This is a genomic window from Thermodesulfobacteriota bacterium (assembly GCA_040758155.1).
Classification (GTDB): Bacteria; Desulfobacterota; Deferrimicrobia; order Deferrimicrobiales; family Deferrimicrobiaceae; genus UBA2219.
In genome coordinates this window covers 1-15,750 of record JBFLWB010000155.1, presented here as the reverse complement: position 1 = coordinate 15,750, position 15,750 = coordinate 1, and the positions used below count along the sequence as shown (strand labels likewise).

The 15,750-nt window shown below is 63.9% G+C and carries 15 protein-coding genes; 1 reads left to right on the top strand and 14 read right to left on the bottom strand.

Annotated elements, in window-relative coordinates; genetic code table 11:
• Window positions 1-101 precede the first annotated feature (101 nt).
• A complete protein-coding gene (locus AB1346_10950) occupies window positions 102-1,724 on the bottom strand; it encodes a phosphoethanolamine--lipid A transferase (protein ID MEW6720956.1) in 1,623 nt (540 codons plus the stop codon).
• Between the two features lie 89 nt (window positions 1,725-1,813).
• Here AB1346_10950 and AB1346_10945 point away from each other — a divergent pair, with 89 nt between their 5' ends.
• On the top strand, window positions 1,814-3,130 hold the full coding sequence (locus AB1346_10945) for an amino acid permease (GenBank protein ID MEW6720955.1): 1,317 nt from the start codon (window positions 1,814-1,816) through the stop codon (window positions 3,128-3,130).
• A 58-nt stretch (window positions 3,131-3,188) separates the two neighbouring features.
• On the opposite strand, the gene AB1346_10940 is transcribed toward AB1346_10945, so the two are convergent.
• From AB1346_10940 to AB1346_10880, 13 genes are all read right to left on the bottom strand, one after another.
• Window positions 3,189-5,465, bottom strand: coding sequence for a cytochrome c peroxidase (locus AB1346_10940; GenBank protein ID MEW6720954.1), 2,277 nt, complete (start codon window positions 5,463-5,465; stop codon window positions 3,189-3,191).
• 199 nt (window positions 5,466-5,664) lie between these two features.
• The gene (gene ccsB, locus AB1346_10935) at window positions 5,665-6,507 is read right to left on the bottom strand and encodes a c-type cytochrome biogenesis protein CcsB (GenBank protein ID MEW6720953.1); all 843 of its coding nucleotides are present in this window, start codon (window positions 6,505-6,507) and stop codon (window positions 5,665-5,667) included.
• A complete protein-coding gene (locus AB1346_10930) occupies window positions 6,504-7,934 on the bottom strand; it encodes a cytochrome c biogenesis protein ResB (protein ID MEW6720952.1) in 1,431 nt (476 codons plus the stop codon). The genes ccsB and AB1346_10930 overlap by 4 nt, the downstream gene beginning before the upstream one ends.
• Before the next feature lie 55 nt (window positions 7,935-7,989).
• A complete protein-coding gene (locus tag AB1346_10925) occupies window positions 7,990-8,211 on the bottom strand; it encodes a hypothetical protein (protein ID MEW6720951.1) in 222 nt (73 codons plus the stop codon).
• Between the two features lie 124 nt (window positions 8,212-8,335).
• Window positions 8,336-9,223: a methylisocitrate lyase gene (gene prpB / locus AB1346_10920; GenBank protein ID MEW6720950.1), complete on the bottom strand. Its 888-nt coding sequence runs from the start codon at window positions 9,221-9,223 to the stop codon at window positions 8,336-8,338.
• 12 nt (window positions 9,224-9,235) lie between these two features.
• The gene (locus AB1346_10915) at window positions 9,236-10,687 is read right to left on the bottom strand and encodes a bifunctional 2-methylcitrate dehydratase/aconitate hydratase (GenBank protein MEW6720949.1); all 1,452 of its coding nucleotides are present in this window, start codon (window positions 10,685-10,687) and stop codon (window positions 9,236-9,238) included.
• 21 nt (window positions 10,688-10,708) lie between these two features.
• Window positions 10,709-11,848, bottom strand: coding sequence for a 2-methylcitrate synthase (gene prpC / locus AB1346_10910; GenBank protein MEW6720948.1), 1,140 nt, complete (start codon window positions 11,846-11,848; stop codon window positions 10,709-10,711).
• A gap of 156 nt (window positions 11,849-12,004) precedes the next feature.
• Entirely contained in the window at window positions 12,005-12,646 is a 642-nt protein-coding gene (locus tag AB1346_10905; GenBank protein MEW6720947.1) for a hypothetical protein, read from the bottom strand.
• A 1-nt stretch (window position 12,647) separates the two neighbouring features.
• Window positions 12,648-13,343, bottom strand: a complete 696-nt coding sequence (locus AB1346_10900) for a hypothetical protein (protein MEW6720946.1) — start codon at window positions 13,341-13,343, stop codon at window positions 12,648-12,650.
• Between the two features lie 160 nt (window positions 13,344-13,503).
• The gene (locus AB1346_10895) at window positions 13,504-14,415 is read right to left on the bottom strand and encodes a sensor domain-containing diguanylate cyclase (GenBank protein MEW6720945.1); all 912 of its coding nucleotides are present in this window, start codon (window positions 14,413-14,415) and stop codon (window positions 13,504-13,506) included.
• A complete protein-coding gene (locus AB1346_10890) occupies window positions 14,412-15,065 on the bottom strand; it encodes a chemotaxis protein CheC (protein MEW6720944.1) in 654 nt (217 codons plus the stop codon). The genes AB1346_10895 and AB1346_10890 overlap by 4 nt, the downstream gene beginning before the upstream one ends.
• Window positions 15,062-15,442 carry a response regulator gene (locus AB1346_10885; protein ID MEW6720943.1) on the bottom strand — a complete coding sequence of 127 codons (381 nt, stop codon included), beginning with the start codon at window positions 15,440-15,442 and terminating at the stop codon, window positions 15,062-15,064. Before AB1346_10885 ends, AB1346_10890 begins: the two co-directional genes overlap by 4 nt.
• Window positions 15,443-15,550: 108 nt before the next feature.
• On the bottom strand, window positions 15,551-15,750 hold a 200-nt coding region (locus AB1346_10880; GenBank protein MEW6720942.1), incomplete at its 5' end, for a hypothetical protein.

The window sequence follows — 15,750 nt, the reverse complement described above, 5'->3', positions numbered from 1 at the left end:
GTGCCCTCGGTCGCGACGCCTTGGAGTGCCGCCAAGGAGGGCGGTATGCCGCGGAGGCCAGGGATGGCCGGGAGCGGCCCACGCCCGTCTCCACCGCCTCGCTACGGACGCTGGTGAGAAATGCGGGCCAGGATGTCCAGCTTCCTGTCGTACACGGCGGTCCGCACTTCCATCATACCCAGCATCGTGTGGAAGAGGTTGTCGTGGGAGAACCTTCCCTTCGCCCTCTCCCGCAGCGCGCGCCGGTCGATCTTGAACGAATCGCCGAACCACATGACGGCGGGGACGTGCGTCTGGGCTTCGGGAGCCATGAAATACGGGAGGCCGTGCAGGTAGATCCCGTTCTCTCCGAGCGACTCGCCGTGGTCGCCCATGTAGACCATCGCGGTCTCGAACGCTCCCGAATTCCGCTTGAGGAGGTCGATGACGCGGGACAGGAAATAATCCGTGTACAGGACGGCGTTGGCGTAGGCGTTCTCGATCTGCTCGTCCGTGCATTCCTCGAGTTGATTCGACCGGCATACCGGCTGGAACCGCTCGAATTCCGCGGGGTAGCGCTTGTAGTACGCGGGACCGTGGTTCCCCATCTGGTGCAGCACGATCAGGATGTCCCCCCGGTCCGTCCGGTCGATGTACTCCTGCAGCCCCGACAGCATCCCCTCGTCCCTGCATTCCACGTCGCACAACGGGTTCGCCTCCGGACCCTGGAAATTCTCGTACAAAACCCTGTCCGCCACCCCCTTGGACGAGGAGTTGTTGTCCCGCCAGAGGACGTGGACCCCCGCGTGGGTCAGCACGTCGAGGAGGTTTTCCGTCTCATGGGCCTTCTTCACGGTGCATTCCTCCCGCGGGAAAACGGAGAACATGCAGGGGACGGATACCGCCGTCGACGTGCCGCAGGAGTAGAACTGCGGGAAGTTTACGATTTCCTCTCCGGAAAGCAGCGGGTTGGTCTGCTTGACGTACCCGTTCAGCGAAAACCGGTCCGCGCGGACCGCCTCGCCGACCACCAGGATGACCAGCTCCCTGTCCGTATCGGACGCCGGAATATCGGCATCGGCGCCGATCGCCTTCGGAGCGCGCGCTTCCGCCTTCACGGCGCCGCGGGAATACTTGACGGTCGATCGCATCCATTGGATCGGGTTGGCATAAAGCCGGAGCGGCTTGTGCTCCCGGAAAAACGATGCGTAGTTCCTGGAGAAGCCCAGCACGACAGCAAGGGCGACGACAACCGTCATCGTCATCCACTTGATGTTCGACAGGGTGTCCGATTTCAGCGAGCCATGCCGAATTTTCGTCCTGTAGATCAGCAGCGACGGCAGCACGCCCAACAGGAAAAAATGGGCGAACAGCTTGGGATTCAACAGATCCCTCGCCTCGGCCCGGTTGGTCTGGGCTGCGTTCCGCAGCATGTCGGCGTCGATGACGACGTTGAAGGCGTTCATGAAATAACTTGCGATCGACGAGGCCAGCAGGGCGAAGATCAACACCGGTTTGAGCGTGTACCGCGTGGCGAGGGGAAGAAGGATCAGGGCGGTGGCGCACGCCAGCACCAGGCAGAGCGAGAGAAGGAAAGGCAGCCTTCCCCACGACAACGGATATACGGCGATCACGTTCCGGAAGAATGCGAAATTGAGGAATACGGCGAAAAATGCCGACGTCAGGACGACCAGGCGGGGAGCCGTCGTCTTCCAGGATTTCATCGCTTCGCTCCCGGCCTTCATGTTCTTTCCCTACATAGATGCAGATTCATGCCCAACGGTTCCTTCTCCCGGATCTGCGGTACATTATTGAGCGCCGGAGGTGGTTTTTCATGGAACTGAAGCGGAAGCTCGGCCTCTTTCCCGTAACGAACATCGTCGTCGCCAACATGATCGGCGCAGGGATCTTCACCACCAGCGGCCTGCTCATGGGCGACCTCGGCGACCCGATCCTGATGCTTTCCCTGTGGGCGGTCGGCGGCGTCATCGCCCTGTGCGGAGCGCTATCCTACGGCGCGCTGGGCGCCGCCATGCCGCACGCCGGCGGGGAGTACGCCTTCCTCTCCCGACTCTACCATCCGCTCCTCGGCTTCCTCGGCGGGTGGACTTCCTTCGTCGTCGGGTTTTCCGCGCCGATCGCCGCCTCCGCGATCGGGTTCAGCGAGTATTTCCTTCGGGCGATCCCGCCGTCGTCCTTTCCGGGCGATCCCGCGATCCTGAAAAAGCTGCTCTCCGTCTTCGTGATCGCGCTCTTTACCGCCGTCCACCTGCGGGGGATCGGATTCGGCGCGCGGGTCCAGAACGTCCTGACCGTCCTGAAAGGAGCGCTGATCGCCGGACTGATCCTGGGCGGCTTCCTGCTCGGTACGGGCAGCGCCGGCCACTTTTCCCGGCGGGAGCCGTTCGCCTTCACCTTCGAGGGATGGAAGACGGCGGGCCTTTCCCTGATGTGGATCCTGTTCGCCTACAGCGGCTGGAACGCCTCGACCTACATCGGCTCGGAAATCCGGGAGCCGCGGAAAACGCTCCCCCGGTCGCTCCTGCTCGGGACCGGCGTGGTGACGGCGCTGTATCTCCTGATCAACGTCGTATTCGTCTACGCGATCCCTCCCGAGGAGATGAAGGGCGTCATCGCCGTCGGCGGGCTGGCCATGGGGAAGCTCTTCGGCCGCTCCATGGATGCCGTGTTCTCGCTCCTGGTCTCCTTCGCCCTGTTCTCCTCGCTGAGCGCCTTCCTCATCCTCGGGCCAAGGGTGTACTACTCCATGGCGAAGGACCGGCTGTTCTTCCGGGAGCTCGCCCTCGTGGACCCGTCGACCCGGGCCCCCCGCCGGGCGATCGCCCTGCAGGGAGCCGTCTCCTCGGCAATGGTGCTGACGGGGACGTTCGACCAGATCCTGACCGTGATGGGATTTGCGCTCGGCATCTTCCCGCTGTTCGCCGCGGCCGGAGCGCTACGGCTCCAACCGTCGCCGGATACCGGGACGATGTTTCCCGGCTACCCGTGGGCGCCGGCGCTCTACCTCGCCGCAGGGAGCGGCATCCTGCTCCTCTCGTTCCTTCAGCGCCCGGCGGAGTCGACGCTGGCGATCCTGTGCGTGCTGGCGGGCGTCCCGGTGTATTACCACTTCAAGAAGGACAGTAAATAAAAAATCCCTCCCCCCGCATGGGGGGGAGGGATCGGATGGAACGGGCTGTCCCGGAGTGCTACGGCGCAGCCGGTACGGCGGCCTGGCCTTCGGCATTCCTGGCGGGGATGCGCGTCAGCACCTCGGGATCGCCTTCCGGAATAAAGATCTCGGGATGGTCGAAGGGGGCCGACTCGGCGACGACTCTCGGGTCGGTCAGCGACCTCAGGAATGCCATCAGCGCGTCGTGCATGGTTTCCGTCTCCAGCCCCCTGCCCCGCAGGAGCGGGTTCCCCTGGCCGACGATCGGGTCGAGGTTGTGAATGTTTTCCAGGGGGAAGTTCCCGCCCCGGACGTAGAGATCCACCACGTCCTCCAGCGACCTGAGACTGCCGTTGTGGAAAAAGGGAGCGGTCAGCGCCACGTTGCGCAGCGTCGGGATTTTAAAGGAGCCGATATCGTTGACGGGCATGTTGTCGGGAAGGGAAAGATCGAGGATCGGCGTCTCGAAGGGAAGCTTCCCCTTCCGATCCAGCACCGACAGGGCCGAAAACGACAGGGGGATGGGCTGGCCGGTCAGCGGATTGATGAAAGGAGTGACGCCCCCCCTGCCGGGGTCGTCCGAGTTCGGCACCGCGGATGTGTTGATGAATCCCTCGTCATAGATGGACATGAGGCCGTCGGCCGTGAACATCGCCTCGATCGTCGCGTTCAGGAAGTTGTTCGTGAACCCGACGTTCGCAACCGAGGCGGTGGTGAATTCGATCCCGATGTGGCACACGGTGCAGTTGCCGATGCCGCTGAACAGTCCGAACCCGAACTTTTCCATGTCGTTCAGGGCGTTCGCGTCGCCTGCCAGCCAGTGGTCGAAGGGGGTCTGATCCGAAACCAGGGTCGACTCGTAGAGCTGAACGGCGAGCCCGAAGAAGAGGGAGAAATTGGCCTCCATCTGGGTGAATCCGTCCGGAGTGGTAGAGGAGGAATTCCACAGATTCGGCTGGAAGGCGTCCTCGATCATCTTGCGGTATGTGATATTGAGTCCCTTGACGTCGGTGATGGTTCCGTCCTGCCGGACCGACGCCTTGGAGATCGGCCCGAGAATGCTGTCGCCGGGGTGGACGAGCTGCTTGCCGAGCGGGGTCAGGGTCAGCATCTTCCTGCCGATGTCCGGGAAAGTGCGGCCCCGGGCGGACATTTCGACGTCGTCGACCGGCGGTCCCGTGGCCTGGGAGGCGAGGCTCGCGAACTGGATGACGACCGGCCGCTTCACCAGCCCCTCCCCCGCGTCGTTGAACCAGACGCCGGCGTTCGGATCGGCGGGGCCGAACGGATTTTCGCCGTTGAAGAGGAAGTTCGCCCGGCCGTCCCAGAAGTTGGTGAAGTTGAACACCGCGTTGATCACGGAGGGGGTATTGCGCGCCGTCACCTGCCGGACGTTGTTGAACGGAGCGCTGCTGTCGGCGTGGTGGAAGATCGGGTCCTGCAGGGGCGTCACCTGATCCACCGCCGAGCCGGGGACGACGGCCACGAACTGGCTCATGCGGACTCCCTGGGAACCGACGACGTCGTTGGTGTCGCGAACGATGGCGTCGGACTGCTGGTGGCCCGGGTACGTCCGCTCGTGCAGCAGCGAGTCTTCCGGCAGCATGGCGTAGTTCGGCCCGAACTGGGGGAAATCGTACCCCCCGGTGCGGTTGTTGCCGAACAGGGTGTCGCCGGCCCTGGTTCCCGGATTGAGCGTGTTCTTCTTGCGGATATCGGTGCCGGCGCTGAAATGGCAGGTCGCGCAGGCCACGATTCCGTCGCTGCCGACCTGCATGTCCCAGTACAGCGCCTTGCCGAGCCGGATGGCCGCGACCTTGTTCCTGACGAACAGCGCCAGGTTCGGCGGCTCGGGAATCACCGTCTGGTTCAGCGGGTTAAGAATGGGAGGCGGCACCACAAAGACTACATTGTCGTCAAAACTTCCGGCGAGGAGGGGGAAGGGATCCGAGGCATTGAGGATGCCGTCGCCGTCGTCATCGTCGTCCCGGACGAGGCCGCAGGTCGCCAATTGCGGATCGGTGCCGGTGCGGGGATTCGTCCCGCCGGGCTTGCCGTCCCGGTCGATGTCATCGGCGGCCCACCGGCAGGTGGGAAATGCATCCTGGTTGTTGCCGACACCGTCGCCGTCGATGTCGGGGTCGATGTTGTCGGCTACATTGTCGCCGTCCAGGTCCGCGGAAGGCGGGGGAGTTACGCCGCCCCCGGGGACGGAGCCGCCGCCACCGCCGCTGCCGCAGCCTGTCAGGGTCAGAACGGTCACGAGGGACAGGACCACGAACAGCAACAGGGCCGGCTTCATCATCTTTTCCATCGGGCACTCCCCAATATGTTTAATTTCCGATCATCCCCGAACCATCGTCCGCCCGGGGCGGCTGGTGATTATATTTGAGCAAGAAGGATGCCACGCGATAAGTGCCCGTTTCATAAATATTTTCCCTGGAGATAATTTGTTAAAAATGTCAGGTATTTACATTTTTATTAATAATTATTGAGGCAGCCCATTTCCCCGCTCACCCGCCGTAGCTGTGCAGCCCGGACAGGACAAGATTGACGCCAAGATAGCAGAACAACGTAGCCGCGAAGCCCGCGATCGAAAGCACGGCCGCCCGCTTCCCGTGCCAGCCCCGCGTGATCCGCGCGTGGAGGAACGCGGCGTATACCAGCCACACGATCAGCGACCAGGTCTCCTTCGGGTCCCAGGACCAGTACGTCCCCCATGCGAAGTTCGCCCACGCGGCTCCCGTGATGATCCCCGCGGTGAGCATCGGGAACCCCCAGACGATCGCCCGGTAGACGAGATCGTCGAGAACCTTTATCGACGGGAACAGGGCGAGGATGCCAGTCGCCGCGCTATCGCCCCCGCGCCTTTCCTTTAAAAGGTACATTACCGCGACGCCGGCGGAAACCGCGAACGCCGCGTAGCCCGCAAAGCAGGTGATAACGTGGGCATGCAGCCAGTACGACTGCAGCGCCGGAACCAGCGGCTGGATCCCGCTCTCGATCGTGAAGGCGTACGCCATCGTCAGGAAGGCGATCGGGACCACGAACGCGCCGAAGGAGCGGCTTTCGTATTTCCGCTCGACGAACAGGTAGATCATGTTGATGGACCAGGCGAAGAATACCAGCGACTCGTAGAGGTTGGTCACGGGGATCCGCCCGATCCCCATCCGGTACGACTCGATCCAGCGGACGCCGAGGGCGGCCGTGGATACCACCGCCGCGGCCATGCAGATCCATGTGCCCACCCGGGCGAGGAACTCCTTCCTCCCGTAAAGGGCGGCGACATATGAGCCCGTCGCCGTGCCGAACAGGAGGGTCGTCAGGTCGAAAAGCTGAACGTTGATCGTATTCATGCGGGGATCTCCTTGGCGTTGTCGGGAGTTTCCTTGCGGATCTCCGCCACCACGGCGGCGAAGGCCTTCTCGAACGCCGGACGGTTCCGGTTCGCGGTCCCGCCCGCCGTGACGTGCACTTTCCCTCCGGGCCCTTCGGACAGGCGGACCCAGATGCGCCGGTGGGAAACGAAGAAGGAGAGCATCATCCCGGCCGTCAGCAGCAGGCAGCCGAGCCACACGACGTTCACGCCGGGATCCTTCGCCACCTGCAGGCCCGTATACATCCGGGGGGTCAGCCCGCCGAAGAAGAACCGCAGCGAATCGTTGCGGAGCCGCTCCTGCTCCGGAGCGTTCTGCAGGAGCCACACCTCCGCGGGCGCCTGCCCGGGCTTCTCGATCACCACCTGGAGGGCCGGCCCTTTCCCCAGAAGGTTCTCCTCGTAGTTCACGCCGCGGACGGTGCCGTACCCCTCGATCCCGACCGGCTCGTTCGCTCCCAGCAGGTAGTTGCCTACCGGCGTGCCGTCCGGGCGCTGCACGGCGACCCGGGCTCCCGCACCCGCCTCCCCGTAGCCGGACTGGTAGAACCAGATCCCTTTATAGACGAGGGGATCGTTCACCGTGATCGTCTTGCGCATCACTTCCCGGCCGTTCTCGATGACGCTGAGGTCCGACGAGTACTCCTTGGGCTGCCCGTTCGGGTACGTCTCCATCCAGAACCGGTTGTTGCGCACCGAGAAAGGCAGGTCCATGTGCACCTTTCCTCCCCGGATGTCGATGTGGGAGCCTTCCGCCCCGTCCGACAGGCTCAGATACGACTTGAAGCCGAATATGTTCCCGATGATGGCGCCGACGAAGATGATCACGATGCCGGCGTGGGTGGCGTACGCGCCGAACCGGGAGGAAACGCCCTTCTCGGCGTACAGGTGCACCGCGCCGCCTTCCTCCGTGACTTCGGGTGCGGAGAAGGCCCGGCCGAGGGCTTCCCGGTACGTTTCCGCCCATTGCGCAACCTCGCCCTTGCTCTTCCACCGCTCCACCCGGCCCAGCGATTTCTCGGCCGCCTCGTCCAGCGTCCGCTTCGGGTTGCGGACCGTCCGGATCGTCCGAGGCAGGCGGTCGATCGTGCAGCAGGTGAGATTCACCGCGAACAGGCACAGAAGGAACAAAAACCACCAGGAATGATACATGTCGAACACGTTCAGGCGGTTCATCAGATTGAACGCCCAGTCCTCATATACCTGCTGATACTTCTCCAGCGGCTGGTTCTGCTCGACCACCGTGCCCACGATGGAGGCGACGGCCAGCAGAATGAGGGTCCAGATCGCCAGCTTCAACGAAATCAGAAAATCCCACAGCTCCGATAAAAACGGTTTTCCCTGCCTGCGGCCGGCGGCTTCGGGCACGGGAACACGGCCGGATCGAACGTCCGTAGCGGTATCCATCGATTCTCCTTACATTCCGTGAATATGGGTTGAACGTGACGGAACGGGAAAGCGGTTACGCGATCTGCTCGGGGGGACGCAGGAACGGGAGGGATGGCGCTTCGTAGCGCGTCTTGTGCTCCACGATCGCCAGCTTCAGCGCGCGGTCCCCGCGGGAAAGGCATGCGAGGGACGTCCCTATATACGCGGACGATCCGAACCCGCAGCTCCCGCAGGAATCGCAATCGGCCTGCCCCGGAACGGGCATGGACAGGATCAGCGCGATGAATGCAAGCATGAGACCGAGAGAGTTTCTTCTTGCGAGCATTTATCGATTATAACCGCTCCCCGGGGGAAACGCGAAAAAAATTCGCTCGAGGAACCGGCTCGGGAGCCGGCCGTAGCCCGCACGAGAAATGCAGCTATCCCTTCCGGGCTTTGAAGAGCTCGTCCAGCTTCCGCTCGAAAGCATGATACCCGATCCGCTCGTACAGCTCGTCGCGGGTCTGCATGGAGTCGACCGCCGACCGCTGGGTGCCGTCCCGGCGCAGCGCCGCGTACACGTTTTCGGCGGCGCGGTTGGCGGCGCGGAACGCGGAGAGCGGGTAGAGGGCGATCGCGACGCCGGCGGAGCGCAGCTCCTCCACGGTGAACAGCGGCGTGGCGCCGAATTCGGTGATGTTGGCCAGCACCGGCGCCTTCACGGCGTCCACGAACTTCCGGTACATGGCGAGGCCGGTGACGGCCTCCGGGAAGATCATATCCGCCCCCGCCTCCACGTAGGCCGCGGCCCGCTCGATCGCGGCGGCCGGCCCTTCCGACGCGAGGGCGTCCGTGCGGGCCATGATCACGAAGGCCTCGTCCGTGCGGGCGTCGACGGCGGCCTTGATGCGGTCCACCATCTCGTGCAGGCCGACGATCTCCTTGTTGGGCCGGTGACCGCAGCGCTTGGCCCCTGCCTGGTCCTCGATGTGCATGCCGGCGGCGCCCATCCGGATCATGGTCCGGGTGGTGCGGGCCACGTTGAAGGCGGAGGGGCCGAACCCGGTGTCCACGTCCACCAAAAGCGGAAGGTCGCAGACGTCGGTGATGCGGCGCACGTCGGTGGCCACGTCGTCCAGGGTGGAGATCCCCAGGTCCGGCAGGCCGAGGGAGCCGGCGGCGACGCCGCCGCCGGAAAGATAGACTGCGCGGAATCCGGCCCGCTGGACCAGCAGCGCGTGGTTGGCGTTCATGGCGCCGGGGAGCTGCAGCGGCGATTCGTCGGAAACGGCGCGGCGCAGGGCGGATCCGGGGGATCGACGGGTCACGGTTTGCCCTCCTCAGATGACGTAGAGATCGACGTATTCGTGCACCGGCATCTTCTCGAGCCGCGGCGGGTCCAGCGACACGTCGAGGATCGCCTTCTGCCGGTCGGCCGGGAAGCGGCGCGCCAGGTTGGCGCGGAACTTGGCCTCCAGCAGCGGGATCCCCTCGGCCCGGCGGCGCTTGTGGCCGATGGGATACTCCACCACGACCTCCGGCAGGCGGCTTCCGTCCTCGAATTCGACGGTCAGCGCATTGGCGATGGAGCGCTTCTCCGGAAAGAGGTAGTCGGCGGTGAACGCAGGATCCTCCACGCAGACGATCTTCTCCCGAAGGGCGTCGATGCGCGGATCGGCGGCGACGTCGTCCTCGTAATCGGCCGCGGTCAGGCGGCCGAACAGCAGCGGCACGGCCACCATGTACTGGATGCAGTGGTCGCGGTCCGCCGGATTGTTCAGCGGCCCCTGCTTGTCGATGATCCGGACGCACGCCTCGTGGGTGCGGATGACGATCTTCCGGATGTCGCCCGCGCTTTTCCCCGTTTCCTTGAGCTGCCGGTGGAGGATCATGGCCGCCTCCACCGCCGTCTGGCTGTGGAACTCCGCCGGGAAGCTGATCTTGAACAGGATGTTCTCCATCACATAGGAGCCGTACGGGCGCTGGAACTCGAATGGGCGCCCATGGAACAGCACATCGTAGAAGCCCCAGATCGGGGCGGTGAGCACGCTCGGGTATCCCATCTCGCCGGTCTTCGCGATCAGCGCCAGCCGCACGGCCCGGCTGGTGGCGTCGCCGGCGGCCCAGCTCTTCCGGCTGCCGGTGTTGGGGGCGTGCCGGTAGGTGCGCAGAGACTGCCCGTCGACCCACGCCTGGGACAGCGCGTCGATGATCCCCTGCCGGTCCAGCCCGAGCAGCCGGGACACGACCGCGGTGGAGGCCACCTTGACCAGCACCACGTGGTCCAGCCCCACCCGGTTGAAGGAATTCTCCAGGGCGATGCAGCCCTGGATCTCGTGCGCCTTGATCATTGCGGTGAGCACGTCCCGCATGACCAACGGCTTCCGGCCGGCGGCCGCGGCCTCCCGCGAGAGCCAGTCGGCGACCGCCAGGACCCCGCCCAAGTTGTCGGAGGGGTGCCCCCATTCGGCGGCCAGCCAGGTGTCGTTGTAATCGAGCCAGCGGATCATGGCGCCGATATTGAAGGCCGCCTGGACCGGGTCGAGCTGGTACTGCGTCCCGGGGACCCGTGCGCCGTTGGGCACCACGGTTCCCGGAACGATCGGCCCGAGGAGCTTGGTGCAGGCCGGATACTCCAGCGCCTCCAGGCCGCAGCCCAGCGTGTCGATCAGGCAGTTGCGGGCGGTCTCGTAAGCCAGCGGGGACCGGATCTCGTAGTTCAGGACATAATCGGCGATGTCGACCAGCACCTTGTCGGGCTCGGGGCGGACGTTGCTGACGCGCGAGGTCATGGCCGTTTCCTCCGGAAGGCTTCAGCCGCGCTGCTCGATGGGGACGAATTTCCGGTCTTCCGGCCCGATGTAATTGGCGCTGGGGCGGATGATCTTGTTGTCCAGCCGCTGCTCGATGACGTGGGCCGCCCAGCCCGAGGTGCGGCCGATGACGAACAGCGGTGTGAACATGGGGGTGGGCACGCCCAGCATGTGGTAGCTGACGGCGCTGAACCAGTCCAGGTTCGGGAACATCTTCTTGACTTCCCACATGACCGATTCCAGCCGCTCGGCGATGTCGAACAGCTTGGTGGTGCCCGCGTTCAGGGAAAGCTCTTTGGCCAGCCTCTTGATGATCTGGTTGCGCGGGTCGGAGACCGTGTACACCGGGTGGCCGAAGCCGATCACCACTTCCTTCGCCTCCACCCGGCGGCGGATGTCGGCTTCCGCCACGTCGGGGTTATCGTAGCGCCCCTGGATCTCCAGCGCCACCTCGTTGGCGCCGCCGTGCTTGGGGCCGCGCAGGGCGCCGATGGCGCCCGTGATGGCGGAGTAGATGTCCGAGCCGGTGCCCGCGATGACCCGCGCGGTGAAGGTGGATGCGTTGAACTCGTGCTCCGCGTAGAGGATGAGGGAGATGTGCATGGCCTTCTCCCACAGGGCGGACGGCTTTTCCCCGTGCAGCATGTGCAGGAAATGGCCGCCGATGGAATCGTCGTCGGTCTCCACCTCGATCCGGCGCCCCTTGGTGGTCCAGTTCCACCAGTAGAGCAGCATGGAGCCAAGCGAAGCCATCAGCCGGTCGGCGATGTCCCGGGCGCCGGGGATGTTGTGGTCTTCCTTTTCCGGCAGGGCGCATCCGAGGGCGGAAACTCCGGTGCGCATCACGTCCATGGGGTGGGCGCCGGCGGGAAGGCGCTCCAGGACCTGCTTCGTGCCGGCGGGCAGGCCGCGCAGCGACTTCAACTTGGCTTTGTAGCTCTTCAGCTCGACGGCGTTGGGCAGCTTTCCGTGCACCAGCAGGTGGGCGACCTCCTCGAATTCGCACCGTTCGGCGATATCGAGGATGTCGTAGCCCCGGTAATGGAGGTCGTTTCCGGTGCGGCCCACGGTGCAAAGCGCCGTGTTCCCCGCGACGACGCCCGAGAGGGCGACGGACTTCTTCGGCTTGAAATCGGCCATATGGGTGTCTCCCTGACGTATTTCCGGGCTGCGCCGGAGATTCATGATCGTTTGATGCCGATATTCGCAAATATTCTTCAGGTTTTCCGAGGGTCAGGCGAGGGAGTCTTTCGATGGACCGTACCAAAAAGCTGCGGATTCAGCGACCTTCCCGCTTCAACCGCCCGGTTTCTTCCCGGCCCGGCCGCCGAGGGCGTCTTTCATTCCGCCCAGCAGCCGTTCCGTCTTCTTCGCCCCTTCCTTCCGGTTTCCGCCCGACTTCAGCCACTCCTCGACGGACACCGGGGCCACCCCTTCGGGCGGTTCGATCTCCCGGAGCATGGCTTCGAGGATCCACGCCTGGACTTCGGGGCCCGCGAGAAATGCATTGAACGATTCGTACATCGCCCGGCTGTACCCCTGAGTCTGGTCGCTTTGGAACCCTTCCCACATCTCGACCGCATGCCATTCCGTCCGGCCGATCGGGCGGGTGACGACGTACCAGCTCGCGTAGCCGCTGTCCCTTTCAGTGTACATCTTGAACCACTTCGGGTGGATCCCCATCTTCCGGGACCAATCGGGGTAGCGGTGGACCTCCTTGTCTGGCAGCTCCACCGTGATCCGGATCCCGTACTTTTCGAGCAGGAAGATCGGCGCCCCTCCCCCGGCCCATTCCTGCTTCGGTTTCGGATTGGAAGTGAGCCAGACGACGCCGGGGCCGGCGCCGTCGGGCTGGATATCGGAAAACGTCGTCCGCAGGACGCCGCATTTTTCGATCTCGCGCATGTGCCGGATGGAGGTGAAATGGTACAGCTTCAATTCATTTCCCCTTGAAGATCCGGTCGATCGTCTGGTCCACGGACTCCTGGGCGGGCGGCGCGCCGGCGCCCGCGCTGCCGCTGCCGCTTTCCGGCGGCGACGCGATCGCCGCGACGAGATCGGTCCTGGCTTCGGCCAGGGCGCCGCTCATCCACTTGTTCCAGTCACCATACATTTTATCGAACATGCACTGCATTCCCATGCCGCACCCCGCATAAACGTTCCTCGGGGTCTTCCACGCCCTCGCCACTTCCTTTTCCCAGACCAGCTTCTTGTCGGACTTCCTCGTGGCGCGGAAAATGACCTGGATCTCGTTTTCGTAATCGAACGTCGCCGCGAAGTTGACCTTTTTCAGGATCCCGTCGATGGTGAATGCTTCGTCCGGGACGATTTCAGTCGGGCTGTAGATGAAACGGGCCGACTGGAAGCTGCCCGAGGCCGCGAGCTCGTCGGCGAACGATTTCCCCCAGAACGCCGGCGGCATGGCGGACATCCCGCCCGAGATCCCCGCTTTCGCCAGGTTGTACTTGCCGTCGCCCAAGGCCGATCCCCTCTTGGTGAAGTTCTCCGTCCCGTCCTCGAACGGCAGAACCGCCACCTTCACCGGGAGCTTCCGCTCGCCCGCCATGGGCGGATTCGGCTTGTAGACGTAGCCCGACTTCGGCGAGCAGCCCGCAACCAGGACGAAAACCGCCATAACCGCAGCAACCCCGAACCATCGAACCGGCCGTTTCATCGGATGTTCTTCCTCCCGTTTCATCGGATATCCCCTCCCGTGCCGCACGACAGGGTACCATGTCATATCGGAGAAAACATACTCGAGCATAAATGGAAATTTTCGCGCAGGCGGAACCGGTCTACCGGTAGGAAACCACGCAGTTCCTCCCGGACTTTTTCGCCTTGTACAGCCCGGAATCGGCGTTCGCCAGGAGGTCGTCGGCCGAGCCCGTCCCTCCGTCCTCGTCCGCCGTGGAGATCCCGATGCTCACCGTGATCCCGACGGGGAGGTCGTTCAGGAGGAAGCGCTCCTTCTCGACCCTCCCGCGGATCCGCTCCGCGAGGCTCGTCGCGGCGAAGATGTCGGTCTCCGGCAGCAGGCAGGTGAACTCCTCCCCCCCGTAGCGCACCAGGATGTCCGTGCGCCGCAATTCGGACTGGACCGTGGCGCACACCGATTTCAGGATGAAGTCGCCGCCCTGGTGACCGTAGGTGTCGTTGACGTCCTTGAAGCGGTCCAGGTCGATCATCAGCAGGGAGAGCGGCCGCCGGTAGCGGCGATGCTTCTCGATCTCCTCGGCCATCCGCAGGTTGAGGTACCTCCGGTTGAACGCGCCGGTGAGCCCGTCCCGGAAGTTCATCTCCACGAGAAGGCTCTCGTACGTCGCCAGGTCGGTGACGTCCTGCACGGTGATGCAGACGTGGGTCACCGCGTGCCCGCCTCCCTCCCGGATGGGGGAAAGCGTGCAGCTCTGCTGCATGTACCCGTCGTTGGAATCCATGGATCCGAAGTTCCGGATCGGAAAAAGGTACCGGTGCAGCTTCTGCGAGAAGAAGTAGTGGTTGCCGAAGGTGAAGACCGACTTGAAACTGTTGCGGATCACTGGCGTGTCGAGGTTCGGGAACGCTTCGAAAAGGCATCTCCCGTTCATCTCCTCCGCCGACATCTCCGTGTGCATGGCCATCCACTGGTTCCAGTATGAGATGCGGCACCCGGAGTCCAGGATGACGATGCCGAGGTTCAGCGTGTCGAAGACCTCGGAGCTGTTCATGAATAACGTTCCATGAAATTTTTCAGCGCCTGCTTGAGGAATCCGACGGACTCCTGACTGACGATCAGGAACATGTAGCCCCGGACGTCCTGTTTCCCGAAGTGGAACACCGTCTGGAGGACGATGACGATGTTGCCGGGGCCGAACATCTTCCGGGAGGCGTTGGCCTTCTTCGCCAGGTCTCCGGTGAGCACCCGCGGCGGCGAGTAGGAGATGACGTCCCCCAGCAGGTCGGACACCTTGCCGATGCAAGCACCGACCAGGATGTTCCCCACCTCCATCAGGATCTCCTTCTCCAGGACCCGCAGCGGGTCCGACTCGAACATCCGCTTCGATTCCTCCTCCACCAGGACCGACATCAGCGCCTTGCCGGCGCCGTCCGAGAAGGCCAGCAGCGCGATCCCCTTGAAGCGGGACCAGAAATTCTGCTCGACGAAGCTGATCTCCCGGTTGTCTCCGATCTCCTTCCGGATGTAGTCCGGAAACTCCGTGGCGGGGATGATCTTCACGGACGGCACGGTCAACTGCACGTAGATGTCGATGACGGACGCGAGGTCCGCCGCGGCGTTGCCGAACCCGATGTTCATGATCTCCTGGAGGATGTCCTGCTCTTCGGCGTCCAGCAATTCCCGCACGGGGTCCGTGATCATGCGCTTCCTCCCCCGCGCATCCAGTCGTCCACTTTCCGGAAAAGGATCGAAAGCTGCTCCCGGGTGGCGGGCTTCCGCACCATGTCGAATGCCCCCAGCTCCATGACGCGCTCGATGGTCTTCGGCTGGACGTCCGCGCTGCAGACGACGATCGGCGCCTCCGGGCGGATTTTTTTCATATGCTCCAGCGCATGGATGCCGTCCATGACGGGCATCGTGATGTCGGTGAACGTCAGGTCCGGACGCTCCGCCACGAACTTCTCGACGCCGGATTTCCCGTCCCTTGCCTCGACGATCTCGAAGGAGCGGTCCGCCGGGAGGCAGCTCCGCAGGATCTTGATTGCGACCGGGGAATCGTCCACGATGAGGATCTTCACGCATCTCCTCCGTCGTCCGGATTTACGCCAATTCATTTATCGGATGAAAAGGGGATTTGTTAAGCGGAGGCCCCGGAATCAAGAACAATTCCGGGGAGTTTTCAGGAGCTAAAAGCGATACCCGATTCCAAGGGTGCCGGATACGCCGTCCGCCGTGCCGATGTCCCCCCGGATCGTCTGCCACGTGAAGCTCAGGACGGAGAAAAGCGAGGGGGTCCAGTCGATCCCCGCCGAGAGGTCCACGGCATGGGCGTCGACGCGGTCCTTCACGACGTCGCTTCCGAACGTGGCGGAAAAAATGGGATTCC

Coding starts and splice junctions, on each gene's coding strand:
- AB1346_10915 (MEW6720949.1), bottom strand. CDS start 10,687: ATGACCTCGCGCGTCAGCAACGTCCGCCCCGAGCCCGACAAGGTGCTG.
- AB1346_10950 (MEW6720956.1), bottom strand. CDS start 1,724: ATGAAGGCCGGGAGCGAAGCGATGAAATCCTGGAAGACGACGGCTCCC.
- AB1346_10895 (MEW6720945.1), bottom strand. CDS start 14,415: ATGAACAGCTCCGAGGTCTTCGACACGCTGAACCTCGGCATCGTCATC.
- AB1346_10940 (MEW6720954.1), bottom strand. CDS start 5,465: ATGGAAAAGATGATGAAGCCGGCCCTGTTGCTGTTCGTGGTCCTGTCC.
- AB1346_10945 (MEW6720955.1), top strand. CDS start 1,814: ATGGAACTGAAGCGGAAGCTCGGCCTCTTTCCCGTAACGAACATCGTC.
- AB1346_10890 (MEW6720944.1), bottom strand. CDS start 15,065: ATGATCACGGACCCCGTGCGGGAATTGCTGGACGCCGAAGAGCAGGAC.
- AB1346_10930 (MEW6720952.1), bottom strand. CDS start 7,934: ATGGATACCGCTACGGACGTTCGATCCGGCCGTGTTCCCGTGCCCGAA.
- AB1346_10900 (MEW6720946.1), bottom strand. CDS start 13,343: ATGGCGGTTTTCGTCCTGGTTGCGGGCTGCTCGCCGAAGTCGGGCTAC.
- prpC (MEW6720948.1), bottom strand. CDS start 11,848: ATGGCCGATTTCAAGCCGAAGAAGTCCGTCGCCCTCTCGGGCGTCGTC.
- AB1346_10925 (MEW6720951.1), bottom strand. CDS start 8,211: ATGCTTGCATTCATCGCGCTGATCCTGTCCATGCCCGTTCCGGGGCAG.
- ccsB (MEW6720953.1), bottom strand. CDS start 6,507: ATGAATACGATCAACGTTCAGCTTTTCGACCTGACGACCCTCCTGTTC.